10 protein-coding genes are annotated in these 13,087 nt (G+C 52.7%); all 10 read left to right on the top strand.

Annotated features, from left to right (window positions below; translation table 11 throughout):
* Window positions 1-154: 154 nt before the first annotated feature.
* The 10 genes from C2E25_RS10460 to C2E25_RS10505 all read left to right on the top strand — a co-directional run bounded on the left by C2E25_RS10460 (window position 155) and on the right by C2E25_RS10505 (window position 13,062).
* Window positions 155-2,491 carry a type I restriction-modification system subunit M gene (locus C2E25_RS10460; protein ID WP_420094629.1) on the top strand — a complete coding sequence of 779 codons (2,337 nt, stop codon included), beginning with the start codon at window positions 155-157 and terminating at the stop codon, window positions 2,489-2,491.
* Window positions 2,491-3,834, top strand: a complete 1,344-nt coding sequence (locus C2E25_RS10465; RefSeq protein WP_233189403.1) for a restriction endonuclease subunit S — start codon at window positions 2,491-2,493, stop codon at window positions 3,832-3,834. The genes C2E25_RS10460 and C2E25_RS10465 overlap by 1 nt, the downstream gene beginning before the upstream one ends.
* Complete coding sequence (locus tag C2E25_RS10470; protein ID WP_103115692.1) at window positions 3,827-4,390, top strand: hypothetical protein; 564 nt, start codon at window positions 3,827-3,829, stop codon at window positions 4,388-4,390. The genes C2E25_RS10465 and C2E25_RS10470 overlap by 8 nt, the downstream gene beginning before the upstream one ends.
* Entirely contained in the window at window positions 4,387-4,632 is a 246-nt protein-coding gene (locus C2E25_RS10475) for a hypothetical protein (protein ID WP_146032946.1), read from the top strand. The genes C2E25_RS10470 and C2E25_RS10475 overlap by 4 nt, the downstream gene beginning before the upstream one ends.
* 380 nt (window positions 4,633-5,012) lie before the next feature.
* Window positions 5,013-6,302: an AAA family ATPase gene (locus C2E25_RS10480; RefSeq protein WP_103115694.1), complete on the top strand. Its 1,290-nt coding sequence runs from the start codon at window positions 5,013-5,015 to the stop codon at window positions 6,300-6,302.
* Entirely contained in the window at window positions 6,295-6,927 is a 633-nt protein-coding gene (locus C2E25_RS10485; RefSeq protein ID WP_103115695.1) for an RloB family protein, read from the top strand. The genes C2E25_RS10480 and C2E25_RS10485 overlap by 8 nt, the downstream gene beginning before the upstream one ends.
* Before the next feature lie 210 nt (window positions 6,928-7,137).
* Window positions 7,138-10,332 (top strand): type I restriction endonuclease subunit R, encoded by a 3,195-nt coding sequence (locus tag C2E25_RS10490; protein ID WP_420094630.1) that lies wholly within the window; start codon window positions 7,138-7,140, stop codon window positions 10,330-10,332.
* Window positions 10,332-10,886: a hypothetical protein gene (locus tag C2E25_RS10495; protein ID WP_103115697.1), complete on the top strand. Its 555-nt coding sequence runs from the start codon at window positions 10,332-10,334 to the stop codon at window positions 10,884-10,886. The genes C2E25_RS10490 and C2E25_RS10495 overlap by 1 nt, the downstream gene beginning before the upstream one ends.
* Before the next feature lie 27 nt (window positions 10,887-10,913).
* Window positions 10,914-11,465 (top strand): plasmid pRiA4b ORF-3 family protein, encoded by a 552-nt coding sequence (locus C2E25_RS10500; RefSeq protein ID WP_103115698.1) that lies wholly within the window; start codon window positions 10,914-10,916, stop codon window positions 11,463-11,465.
* Window positions 11,466-11,529: 64 nt separating this feature from the next.
* The gene (locus tag C2E25_RS10505) at window positions 11,530-13,062 is read left to right on the top strand and encodes a DUF1186 domain-containing protein (protein ID WP_103115699.1); all 1,533 of its coding nucleotides are present in this window, start codon (window positions 11,530-11,532) and stop codon (window positions 13,060-13,062) included.
* The last annotated feature ends 25 nt before the right edge of the window (window positions 13,063-13,087 follow it).

Consider the following 13,087-nt stretch of genomic DNA (forward strand, 5'->3'; position numbering starts at 1 on the left):
CTATCCTGCACGCTGTTTGATTGTTTTTCCCGGAGGGGTTATGCAGGATGGGATGCTGAAGTTCTGAGAACCGTTTGCCTGTGGCTGTTGCAGCCGGGCAGGCGGTTTTTCTGTTTTGGGGGTGGATTGCCCCCCGTAACGATACCTGAGGCAGATTATGACACCGAACTTTACCCAAACCGCCGCCTTCATCTGGTCGGTTGCCGACCTGCTGCGTGGCGATTTCAAGCAGAGCCAGTACGGCCGCGTCATTCTTCCCTTCACCCTGTTGCGTCGTCTTGAATGCGTGCTCGAAAAAGACAAGGCGGCGGTGCTGCAAAAGCACGCCGAGGTCGGCAGGTTGGAGCTGCCGGAAGAGGCAGCGGAGAAGATGCTGCTGCGGGTCACCGAGGCGAAGTTTTTCAACACCTCGCCGATGGATTTGTCCAGACTGGGTGAGGCCGATATCAAGGACAATCTCGAAAGCTACATCCAGGCCTTCTCCAGAGATGCCCGTGAGATCTTCGAATACTTCAAATTCAGCGAATTCATTGCCCAGCTCAGTGACGCCAACCTGCTCTACAAGGTGGTGCAGAAGTTCGCCAACACCGACCTCAGCCCCGAAAAAATCTCCAACTACGAGATGGGCCTGGTCTTCGAGGAGCTGATCCGGCGCTTTGCCGAGAGTTCCAACGAGACCGCCGGGGAGCATTTCACCCCGCGCGATATCGTGCGCCTGACCACCTCGCTGGTCTTTATGGCCGATGATGAGGTATTGACCCGGGAAGGGATCATCCGCACCATTTATGACCCCACGGCGGGAACCGGCGGCTTCCTCTCTTCGGGCATGGAGTACGTCCACGAACTCAACCCCAACGCAGTGATGCGCGCCTTCGGCCAGGAACTCAACCCCGAGTCCTACGCCATCTGTAAGGCCGACATGCTGATCAAGGGCCAGGATGTCAGCCGCATCAAGCTCGGCAACACCCTCAGCAACGATCAGCTCTATGCCGATCGGTTCGACTACATGCTCTCCAATCCGCCGTTCGGGGTTGACTGGAAGAAGGTCGAGAAAGATATCAAGGAAGAGCATACCCTCAAGGGTTTCGATGGTCGCTTCGGCCCCGGCCTGCCGCGGGTTTCGGACGGCTCGCTGCTCTTTCTGCTGCACCTGATCAGCAAGATGCGGGATACGAAAGAGGGTGGCGGCAGGATCGGTATCATCCTCAACGGTTCACCGCTCTTTACCGGCGGCGCGGGCAGCGGCGAGAGTGAGATCCGTCGTTACATTCTCGAAGCCGATCTGCTCGAGGCGATCGTCGCCCTGCCGACCGACATGTTCTACAACACCGGCATCGCCACCTATGTCTGGATTCTTTCCAACAAGAAGGATACCGAGCGTAAAGGCAAGGTGCAGCTGATCAACGGCGTCAACCTGTGCGGCAAGATGCGCAAGTCGCTTGGTTCTAAGCGGCATGTCATGGGGGATGAGGATATCGCCACCATTACCCGCTGCTTCGGACAGTTTGAGGTTGTCGATACGGTTGAATTAAATAAACCCGCAGAGGTCAAGAGCAACCGGGGCCGCCAGTCCGAAAATCCCAAAGCCGCCGAACCCAAGACCTTTGCCAGCAAGATATTCAACACCACCGATTTCGGCTACCGGCGCATCACTGTCGAGCGTCCCTTACGGCTCTCGGTGCAGTTGACGAACGAGCGGCTGGCCGAACTGCGCTTTGCACCCAAGCCGTTCACTGCGCCGATGAAGTGGGCCTATGCCGAATATGGTCAGGATTGGACCGATGCCGAATATGGCGACCTCCTAGCTGTCGAAACCGAAGTGCGCGCCCATATCAAGGCCAACTTCAAGGAACTGAAAGAGAAGCAGATCAAAGAGTTGCTCGGCAGCAAGCTGTGGCGGGAGCAGAAGCGTCTGCTGGAGGATGGATTGCAGCTGCAAACCGCCCTGTCGCAGCAGATGGGCGCAAGCGCGATTGTCGCTGGACAGTGCGATGACTTCAACCTGTTTGACGCGCAGTTCAAAAAGGCGCTCAAGAGCACCGGTATCAAGCTGGATGCGCGGCAGAAGAAACAGCTTCTTGCTGCGGTGAGCTGGAAAAATCCGGAAGCCGAGCGGGTGGTGAAGAAGGTTCACAACAAAATGGCTGACCCGCTCTACGGCCTGTTTGAGCTGAATGGCAAGGTCGTCGAGTTTCAGCCCGATGGCGACCTGCGCGACAACGAGAATATCCCCCTCGATCCGTCCCGTAGTGTGACCGAGACTGTAGAGGAGTATTTCAAAAAAGAGGTCGCGCCCCATGTACCGGATGCCTGGATTGATGGCAGCAAGCGGGATGATAAGGATGGCGAGTTGGGGATCGTCGGGTACGAAATTCCCTTCAATCGGCATTTCTATGTTTACACGCCGCCGCGCTCGTTGGAGGAGATTGATCGGGAATTGGATCTGGTGAGTGCTGAGATTATGGCGCTTCTGCAAGAGGTGCATTCGTGATGTTGGGCAGGTATCAAACGTACGTAGAGTATAAAGATACACATGCTCAGTGGTTGGGGAAAGTTCCAAAGCACTGGGATGTGTTGCCCAATAAATTTCTTAGTGAAATGTGTAAAGGCAGGAACCCATCAACCCTTGAATCTGAATACTCGAAAGACGCTATTCCTTATTTGAGTATGGGCTACCTTCGAGGCCAAGAATCTCCCAAATATGGCAAAGCAGAAAGCAGCGCTATCAAAGCAAAAGAAGGAGATATCCTGCTGCTTTGGGACGGGTCAAATGCAGGTGAATACATACACGCCAAGAAAGGTCTTGTGTCTTCAACTATGGCGCGAGTTTTGGCAATCCGGGACTGTGATCACAAATATTACTTTTACTGCTGTAAGGCTTTTGAACCAGAGTTAAAGCTGCACACTGTGGGGATGGGAATCCCTCATGTAAATGGCGAACAGGTGCGGACTCAGTGTTTTCCACAGCCGCCGCAAGAAGAACAACAAACCATCGCCAACTTCCTCGACCACGAAACCGCCAAAATCGACACCCTGATCGCCAAGCAACAACAACTTATCAAGCTATTGAAGGAAAAGCGCCAGGCGGTTATCAGCCATGCCGTCACCAAAGGACTGAACCCCGATGCGCCGATGAAAGATTCCGGTGTTGAGTGGTTGGGGGAGGTGCCGGAACATTGGAAGGTGACGCGGGCAAAGTATCTGTTCGATTTCGTGACCAGTGGGTCACGAGGGTGGGCAGAATATTACTCTGACTCGGGAAGCCTATTCTTTCGGATTGCAAACCTCACGAGAGAAACTATTGAACCAAAAATGGACTCAGTTCAATTTGTGGTGCCGCCAGAAGGTAGTGAAGGTGAGCGTTCAAAAATCAAAGTTGAAGATCTCCTGATATCTATCACAGCAGACTTAGGTTCCGTATGCGTTGCTGATAAACATGTTGCTGACGGCTATGTCAGTCAACATGTTTCACTATGTAGACCGAATGGCAAAGTTGCTAACTCCAGGTGGCTTGGATATGTGGTTTTGTCAGACGGAACAAAGGAACAATTTGTCGGCGCAGGTTACGGAGGCACGAAAATTCAACTTAGCCTGGAAGATATACGTGAGTTTTGGGTGGCTCGGCCACCTGCTGAAGAGCAGATCAGATTGACCGAGTATATCGATGAAAAGTTAGAACAGTATGTGACCCTGATTGGCAAAGCGGAACTACAAATAAATCTTTTGCAAGTACGCCGCACCGCCCTCATCTCCGCCGCCGTAACCGGCAAGATCGACGTCCGCAACTGGAAGCCTGAACAATCCGAATCCCGCATGGAGAAAACATATGGATAAGCAACAAAAAGAAGCATTGATGGATGAACTGCTTGTTTTTATGAATGAAGAGATCGAGAGCTCCGGCAATATCATCAATGTTGTTCGGTTTGATTTTAATGACCAGGGAGAAGACGCCATCAATTATATGAATAAGGCTGGGTTGTCGTACGAACAACTCCTCCCAGTTCTGAATACTTGTTTCAGCAGGAAATATATTACTCAGAAGGTGATAGGGGCAGGAAAGTACGGTGCGGCTCAGCTCACTGAAGAAGGTCAGGGGCGTGCGATTTCGGTTGAAGCGGCAAAACATGCTCTTCCCAAACAGCAGGGTTCTAACGGCGTTGTTATTGGTGAGTTACATGCGTACGCTCCTGCTCAGATTGGCAACAACAATACCCAGAATATTGAAAATGTATTCACGACAATTATCGAAAAAATAGATCAGGCAGATGCCTCAGATGCCGAAAAGCAGGAAGCCAAGAGTCGGTTGAGGGCATTTCTGGAGCACCCCTTGACCAACACGGCTCTTGGATTAAGCCCAGCCGTTATTCAGGCCCTTGGCGGTGCGGGATGATGGAAGAAAGCACTCAGTTATCTCTGCAATGCTTCTTCTGTTTTTCAACACAATTTGTGTTGCCAGAAGAGAACTATCAGCCTCGGCAGGGTGAACTCATCCAGTGCGACAACTGTGGCCGTTGGAATGATTATGATTCGTTGATACGTGTTGCTCAGCGAAAAGGGCAGGAATGGGTTGAGGAACAAGCACAAGTATTGATGAATGATTTCGCGAAGCAACTTGGAAAGATGTTTAAGTGAATAAGTAACTGGGGAGTGTCTCTAGTTTTTAAAAACTTGTTAAAAGAACGCAGCACCATTCTCATCTCCGCCGTCACTGGCAAGATCGACGTCCGCAACTGGAAGCCTGAACAATCCGAATCCCGCATGGAGGCCAGCGCATGAGCGCCGACAATGCCCCGGCATCTGTTTTTTGATGACATCATCAACCCGTGGCCTGTTGTCGTTTCCGTCGTGAAAAAATTTCCGAATGTAAATTCACGGCTTACGTTCGGGCACCTTTTCAATGGGGGGTAGGAAGTCCCGTCTTCTGGGTGGGTTTTCTCTGGACTCATTCTGTTATTATGCTATTATTTGTCTGTATCTTGACATAATCAGCACAAATAACAAAAGGCAATACCATGATAGTCGATTTTACGATTTCCAATTTTCGCTCTATTCGTGACGAGCAGACGTTCAGCCTGTATGCGGAAAATCCAGGGACTCATCTGTTGGATAATATTTCCTATCCCGCGGGGTCCAAAATAGGTGTGCTCAACTGTGCCGGTATTTATGGCGCAAATGCTTCCGGTAAATCGAATGTGCTGCTGGCTTTTGAAGCGTTGCAGTTTCTCATCCGTGCCACAGGGCGTTTGCAGGAAGGTGCCCCGATCAAATGCTATGAGCCTTTCCGTTTGTCGGAGCAGGCAAAGTCTGCTCCGGTGCGGTTTGAAATTGAATTTTTTACGCCTGATGGAACCCGGTATCTCTATAAAATCGCATTCACTCGGAAACGGATTGTTGCAGAGCATTTAAGTTTTTATCCCTCAGCAAAGGCGGCACTGATTTTTGAACGAACAGAGGATGACACCTGGGAAACGATCAAGTTCGGCACGTTGTTCAGCGGTGGAAAGAAGCGTTTTCCCTTTTTTGATAATAATGCCTACCTTTCCAAAGCGGGGAGCAGTGCCGATGCGCCGGAACTGATCCGCAACGTCTACAATTATTTTCGTAAAGATATCCTCCGACTTGGTTTGAATGAAGAGGTGCGCGTTGAGGACTGGATTGATAATAAATCGATTTTCAACAAGGTTTCCGCACTCTTGGGATTTGTTGATACCGGTGTAAGTGGAGTTGTGGTACGGGAAAAGGATATTGATCTGAATTCCGTTCAGTTTCCAGATAATATGCCCGAACCCATTCGGGCATCGATCCTGCGTGACATGAAGCGTTCTTTTTTGTTTGTCCATCTTGCTGAAGATGAAGAGACAGAGCTTTTTGATCTTCGTTTGGAATCGGCAGGGACCAGAAAATTATTCCACCTGGCCCCGCTGATTATCAATGCGTTGGAGAGTGGCGGCGTATTGATTGTTGATGAACTGGACAACAGTATGCACCCGTTCATGGCGGAATTGATTATTCGGCTTTTCAACGATCCGGACGTTAATTGCGGAAACGCCCAGCTTATTTTCTCGACTCACAATATCAGCCTGATGTCACCGGATCATTTTCGTCGAGACCAGATCTGGTTGACTGAAAAAATGAAGGGTGCAACCCGCCTCTTTTCGCTGGAGGATTTTGACAAGAAAAAGGTGAAGCCGCAAAGCCCGTTCAATCGCTGGTATGCCGAAGGACGTTTTGGCGCGGTTCCAAAGATCGATTATCAAAGTATCGCAGCTCTGCTGAAAAAGAGTGGGTGCGAAGATGCCTAGAAAGCGCAAGTCCAATCAGAAAAACCTTAAACCGCGGCTGCATATTTTTTGTGAGGGCGAAAAGACCGAGCCGAATTATCTGAAGGGGTATATAGAGCGCAGGTTCCCTGGAACAAGACTCTCCCCGGTGCGTCCGACTCCTAAAAATACTCCGATTCAATTGGTTGAGGAAGCCATCAGGGAGAAAGAGAAAAATCCGTCCGGGGATATATTCTGGGTTGTCTATGACCGGGAAGCTCCAACCAAATATCCCGATGCCCTGCACGCTGAAGCACGTAGTAAAGCCGATGCCCATGGGATTAAAATTGCTTTTTCCAATGTTTGTTTCGAAGTCTGGATATTGTTGCATTTTCAACCGACCGTGGCCGCTTATGCCAATTATGATGACCTGCAAAAAAGAAGCAAACTGAAGACTCACATCAAAAACTATGACAAAGGAACAAAACGCTTATTTTCGGGGGAGGAAATTTCCACTGCTCGAAAGTATGCCGAGGACTTGAACCGAAGAACGATTGCGGGGGCTGATCCGGCATGGACGAAACCATATCAATGGAACCCCTATACGGATGTTTATAAGTTGCTTGATGCTATTGATGTCTTTGGGGAAAAGTATTGTGTCTCCTGAACTGAGATTAAGGCATGATGTTGGAGTTTGTTTCACATCAAGTAATTTTTTCCGGTGGGGGAATGGCTAGCACCTTGAAAAAAATGAAAAATCTTATTTCATCGCAACCGGAAGAAGGCTGCTTTGTTGGGTGATAGTGATTCAAGGGAGGGAATATAAGTGGCAGGCAAAACAAACGAGCAAACTTTCCAAGATGACATCATCGCTCAGATGGTTTCCAGCGGCTGGCTGCTCGGAACACCCGACGGCTACAATCGCGAACTGGCCCTGTACGAAGAAGACGTACTCGGTTTCGTACAGGACACCCAGGACGAGCAATGGCAGAAATACTGCAAGCTCTATCCGCAGAATCCCGAAAAGCATCTCCTCGAAAAAGTTGCCAGCCAGCTCAACAAGGTCGACCCCAACGCCGCCGACCGCGACCTGCGCACCTTCGGCACTCTGGGTGTGTTGCGCCACGAACTGCGTGATCGCGGCACCCGCTTCAAGCTCTGTCAGTTCAAGCCGGAACACGACCTCAACCCCGACACCCTGGCGCGATACAAAAAGAACCGTCTGCGCATTGTGCCGGAGCTGGTCTACAGCCCCTACGCAACAGAGGATTGTCTGGCAGAGACCGGTAAAAAGGCCAAGGCCTGGCGCATCGACCTGGTGCTGTTCGTCAACGGTCTGCCGGTTGCCACCCTGGAGCTGAAGTCGGAGTTCAAGCAGGCGGTCGACAACGCCATCAAGCAGTACAAGCGCACCCGCCTGCCGAAAGATCCGGTGACCAGAAAACCGGAACCGCTGCTGACCTTCAAGCGCGGGGCGCTGGTCCATTTCGCCGTCAGTCAGTACGAGGTCTATATGACGACCCGGCTGGAAGGGGGCGACACCTTCTTTCTGCCCTTCAACAAGGGAACCAAAGAGGGTGGGGCGGGGAACGATGTACCGGAGAACCCGAACGAGTACGCCACCAGCTACCTGTGGAATGAGGTGCTGCTGCCCGACAACCTGCTCAACATCCTTGCCCGCTATGTCCATCTGCAGATCGAAGAGAAGGAGGACTGGCAGGGCAAAAAATACAAGAAAGAGACGCTGATCTTCCCCCGCTACCATCAGTGGGACGTGGTCAACCGCCTGCTGGGCGCTGCCCGCGAAGAAGGGCCGGGGCAGAAATACCTGATTCAGCACAGCGCCGGGTCGGGCAAGTCGAACTCCATCGCCTGGACCGCGCATCAGCTTTCATCCCTCTATACCAGCGAGGGAGACAAGCAGTTCCATTCGGTGATCGTCGTCACCGACCGCACCGTGCTCGACGATCAGTTGCAGGACACCATCTATCAGTTTGAGCACGCTGACGGGGTGGTGGGACGGATCAACCGCGATATCGGTGACGGTTCCAAATCGGAGCAGCTGGCCCTGGCGCTGGAAAGTTCGCAGCCGATCATCATTGTCACCATCCAGACCTTCCCCTTTGTGCTTCAGGCGATCGAAAACAGCGTCAGTCTCAAGGAACGTCGCTACGCGATTATCGCCGATGAAGCACACTCGTCACAGACCGGTGCCACCGCGCGCAAGTTGAAAGAGGTGCTGCTGGCAGAGAACAGTGACGTCGATGTCGAGTTCACCTCCGAAGATATCCTCGATGCGACCATTGCTGCCCGGCGTGACAACCGCAACCTCAGTTACTTCGCCTTCACCGCTACGCCTAAACCGAAGACCCTGGAGCTGTTCGGTCGTCTGCCGAACCCGGCACTGCCGCCATCCAAACAGAACAAGCCCGGGGCCTTTCACGTCTACAGCATGCGTCAGGCGATTGAAGAGGGTTTCATCCTCGATGTGCTGAAGAACTACACCAACTACAAGGTCGCCTACCAACTGGCGCAGAAGATTCAGGCCAGGGACGAAGAGGTCGACAGCAAAAAGGCCCAGGTCAAGCTCAACCAGTGGGTGCGGCTGCACGATTACAACATTGCGCAGAAGGTGCAGGTGATTGTCGAGCACTTCAAGGATAATGTTATGGGCCTGCTCGGTGGTCAGGCCAAGGCGATGGTGGTGACCAGCTCACGTAAAGAGGTGGTGCGCTACAAGAAGGAGTTCGACAAGTACGTCGCCCGCAAGGGTTACAGCTCGATCCGGGCGCTGGTGGCTTTTTCGGGTGAGGTGGAGTTCAGCCACAAGGACCCCAATGCTACGGGCCTGGTCGGTGAGAAGTTCACCGAAAAGAGCATGAACCCCGACCTCAAGGGCCGCGACATGCGCAAGGCCTTCGACTCGGGCGATTACCAGGTGATGCTGGTGGCCAACAAGTTTCAGACCGGCTTCGATCAGCCGAAGCTCTGCGCCATGTACGTCGACAAGAAGCTGCACGGCGTCGAGTGCGTGCAGACCCTCTCGCGGCTGAACCGCACCTATCCGGGTAAGGCCGAAAGCGGCACCTTTGTCCTCGACTTCTTCAACGATCCGCAGGAGATCCTTGATTCCTTTCAGCCTTACTACCAGACCGCCGAGCTGGCGGATGTTTCTGATCCCGACCTGGTCTTCGACCTGTTTGACAAGCTGCGTGCCGAAGGGATCTTCACCTGGCAGGAGGTGGAGCAGTTCGCTGTCGCCTTCTTCGTCAAGAACAAGAGCAACGCCGCGATCAGCAATATCTGTAAACCCGCCGTTGAGCGTTGGCAGAAACGCTACAAACTGGCTGTCGAGGCCTACCATACTGCCAAAGAAATGTTCGAGCGCACCAGGCAGACCGCTGATGCAGTGTTGATCGCCAATGCCGAGAAGAGCTTCAAGGAGTGCAGGAAGGAAAAAGATCGGCTGGAGATTTTCAAGAAGGACCTCGGCAGTTTTACCCGTTTCTACGAGTTCATGTCGCAGATTGTCGACTACGACAGCAAGGATCTGGAGAAGCTTGCACTCTACGCCAGGCACCTGCGACCGCTGCTGCGCGAGAAAATGGACGAAGATGACGACATCGACCTGAGCAACGTGGCCCTGAGTCATTACCGGCTGTCGAAGATCCGGCATCAGGATCTGGTCATGGAAACCGAAGGGGACTACGGATTGAAGTCGGCCGGCGATATCGGCACCGCCAGGGCCCGGGACAAAAAGGAAGAATTCCTGTCGCAGATTCTGGCGCGCTTGAACGAACTGTTCATCACCGACGGCCTCACCGATAAGGACCTGGTCAACTACGCCTACACCATCCGCGACAAGGTTCGGGAAAATCGGAAGGTGATGGACCAGATTCACAATAACTCCCCGGAACAGGCCATGCTGGGAGATTTTCCCAAGGCCCTGGACGACGCGGTGCTCGACAGTAGCGAGGCACATCAGAAGCAGATGCTGCAGATCCTTGCCAATCGTGAGGTGGCTGAAGGGTTTGCGCGGGTAGTGTTCGATCTGATCCGGCAGGGAGGATAATGTCGCGACAAAAGAGACACTCTGAATTCTATCGGCAGCAACTGGACAGCTTTCTCACCTATTCCGGTACCACCGATACGGAATCGATAGCCCTGTGGGTCGGCTGTCCCGACTGCGGCTGGATCGACGCCCGGCTGGTGATCGGTGACGACAGCTTCTTTATCAATTTCTCCGATGCCTATCCCCCCTTTCTCGACCTGGTCGACTGGATCACGCGGATCACAAAAGGCGAAGACGTCGGCCCGGTTTGGGTGTATGACGAAATCCGCGATCATTTTTTCAATGTGAACTGCACGGAAAAGGAAAATGTACTGCGCTTCGAATATGCCCGGTTCTACTTTCCGGGGGTCGGTGTTTTTCGCAAGTCCTTCGTGAAAAGAACCGAGCTTGTTTCAGCCTTCTACCTGGCGTTCAAATATCTGATGGCCATCGACTTCGAGGCGGCGGAAGAGCGGGACGACAGCTCGGTCTGGTTCCATTTCGACGACGATTCGGATGATCTCGTGAAATTTGACCTGTCTGAAATCGAAGCCTACCTGCAAGATTCCCATTAGGGAACGTGACAATAAGGAGACCGCCGTATGATGAACCCTGAAATCTATGAACTTCACATCGCCCTGGTCGAAAATAAACCGGAAATCTGGCGGCTATTCCAAGTGCCGGCTTCAATCCCCCTGCGCAAGCTGCACAAGGTCATCCAACGGGTCATGGGCTGGGAGGACTACCATCTCTATTCCTTTGAAAAGGGCGGCATTGTCTTCGGTCGGCCCGATCCCGATTTTATCTGCGATACCGTCAACGATCATGGGGTTTCGCTCTACTGCCTGCTCAAGCGGGAAGGCGATCAGCTCACCTATACCTACGACTTCGGTGACAACTGGCAGCACCAGGTAACGCTGCAACGGATACTCCCCGACAACCCTGAGATGAAACATCCCCTCTGTCTTGATGGAGCCAATGCCTGCCCGCCCGAAGACTGCGGCGGTCACCACGGCTATAGCGAATATCTCGAAGCATTGCTTGTTCCGAGCCATGAACAACATGAAGAATATCTTGCCTGGCGTGGACCTTTCGACCCTGCGGCCTTCGACTTGCCGGCGGTGAACCGGGCGTTGCGGCGGTTGAAGGTATAGATTGCGCAGGATGTTGGTAGCATCTGATGAGGTGGTTGTTAAGAAAGTTTGAGGAGAATTTGAAATGACAATCGAAACGGCACTGGAGTCCTTGAAGCCCTTTTGTTCCAAAATTCCGACGGACGCGCTCAACTTTATCCGCAGCAACTGGAGTGAGGCCGAACCGCTGTTGTTGGCGGAACTGGATCATTGTATTGACGACCCTTCGCGGACCGAACAGTCGGCCCTGTTTTTCTACGCGCTTTTTCTGTGTGCGCAACAGCGTTGCGAGGCCGCCTTTGAGCGTTACCTTCGAATTCTGCGACTACCGAACCTGCTGCTCGATAACCTGATCGGCGATGTCCTGACCGAGAACATGAAAGGGATGCTGGCCCGCACCTGTGGTGATCGGGTCGATTCGCTGAAGGCGTTGGTGGAAGACGAAACTGTCAATGAATTCGCTCGCTCAGCGGCCCTGAGAGCCTTGCTGGATCTGGTGCTTATCGGCTCGCTGGCGCACAGTGAGATGGCGGAATATTGTACCGAACTACTGACCGGACGCCTGGAAAAATGTCCGTCCCATATCTGGGATGCTGCCGTATTCATGGCCGAACAACTTCACCTTGTCGAGACCCTGCCATTGATTGAGACAGCTTTTCAGCAGGGGTTGATGGAGCCAGGTTTCCAGAGCCTTGCCGAGATTAAGCGTGTTCTGAGCAGGCCGCAAGATGAGAAAGGACTCGCGGCCCGGCGGGAAACGGCCGCGTCTTTTGACATGGTCCGGGAAATGTCTTTATTTGCCCGAAACTGGGAGGACGGTGCGGGTTTGGCCCCGGAGGATCCGGCCGAATTGCTGGCCGAGCCTCGCGCGGCGCGGTTGCGGCAGTTTTTGCCCAAGACGGGCAAAGTCGGACGCAACGAGCCCTGTCCCTGCGGCAGCGGCAAAAAATACAAGAAATGTTGCATTGATCAGAAAACCGTTCCGATTCCGCAGGATGCGATACCCGCTTCTGCACATTTGACTCCGGCCGATGAATGGATCGGTGCCGGATATTACTATCTCGAAGAGCATTGGCCCCGTAACGCGTTGAGTTGTTGGCAAAACGCCTGGCCGGAGGTCAAGAAAATTCTTCCCGAAACAGTGGATGATCCTGACAGCGATGAGTGCAATCGTCTGTTCACCAGTTGTGATTTTTTCAGCAACTGGCTGCAGGATTGTTTACATCTGATTGAAGAGCGGATGACAGTGGATCTTGGAGCCGTTCAGTTCGGACTGCAGTTCTGCAGGGAGGTTGCCGAACGCTTTTCCGGGATGCGTCAACTGGCGAAGAATAATCTGCAGGAACTGACCGCCCACCTGCTACTCACGCTTGGCGATCGAACTCCGGCGTTTTCCCTGTTGGAGCGGATGATTGAAGAGCAGCCGAATACCGCCCAGGGCTATGTGGTCATGGCTGATCTGTTTAGTGTAGACGCACAGCGTTTTAACCTGCGCGTCGATTTTGCTCGTGCCCGGCAACTTCTACTTCAGGCGCTGGATAAGGCAACGGACTGTGAGGGCTGGGATGTCGAAGCTCGGCTGGAATACTTGACCGAGTCAGTTTGTGTCGGATCGTGATCGTATTTGGCGGTTTTTGTTCTCA

This window comes from Geothermobacter hydrogeniphilus, from assembly GCF_002898515.1.
GTDB lineage: Bacteria > Desulfobacterota > Desulfuromonadia > Desulfuromonadales > Geothermobacteraceae > Geothermobacter_A.

Coding starts and splice junctions, on each gene's coding strand:
- C2E25_RS10485 (WP_103115695.1), top strand. CDS start 6,295: ATGCCTAGAAAGCGCAAGTCCAATCAGAAAAACCTTAAACCGCGGCTG.
- C2E25_RS10465 (WP_233189403.1), top strand. CDS start 2,491: ATGTTGGGCAGGTATCAAACGTACGTAGAGTATAAAGATACACATGCT.
- C2E25_RS10495 (WP_103115697.1), top strand. CDS start 10,332: ATGTCGCGACAAAAGAGACACTCTGAATTCTATCGGCAGCAACTGGAC.
- C2E25_RS10470 (WP_103115692.1), top strand. CDS start 3,827: ATGGATAAGCAACAAAAAGAAGCATTGATGGATGAACTGCTTGTTTTT.
- C2E25_RS10490 (WP_420094630.1), top strand. CDS start 7,138: ATGGTTTCCAGCGGCTGGCTGCTCGGAACACCCGACGGCTACAATCGC.
- C2E25_RS10475 (WP_146032946.1), top strand. CDS start 4,387: ATGATGGAAGAAAGCACTCAGTTATCTCTGCAATGCTTCTTCTGTTTT.
- C2E25_RS10500 (WP_103115698.1), top strand. CDS start 10,914: ATGATGAACCCTGAAATCTATGAACTTCACATCGCCCTGGTCGAAAAT.
- C2E25_RS10505 (WP_103115699.1), top strand. CDS start 11,530: ATGACAATCGAAACGGCACTGGAGTCCTTGAAGCCCTTTTGTTCCAAA.
- C2E25_RS10480 (WP_103115694.1), top strand. CDS start 5,013: ATGATAGTCGATTTTACGATTTCCAATTTTCGCTCTATTCGTGACGAG.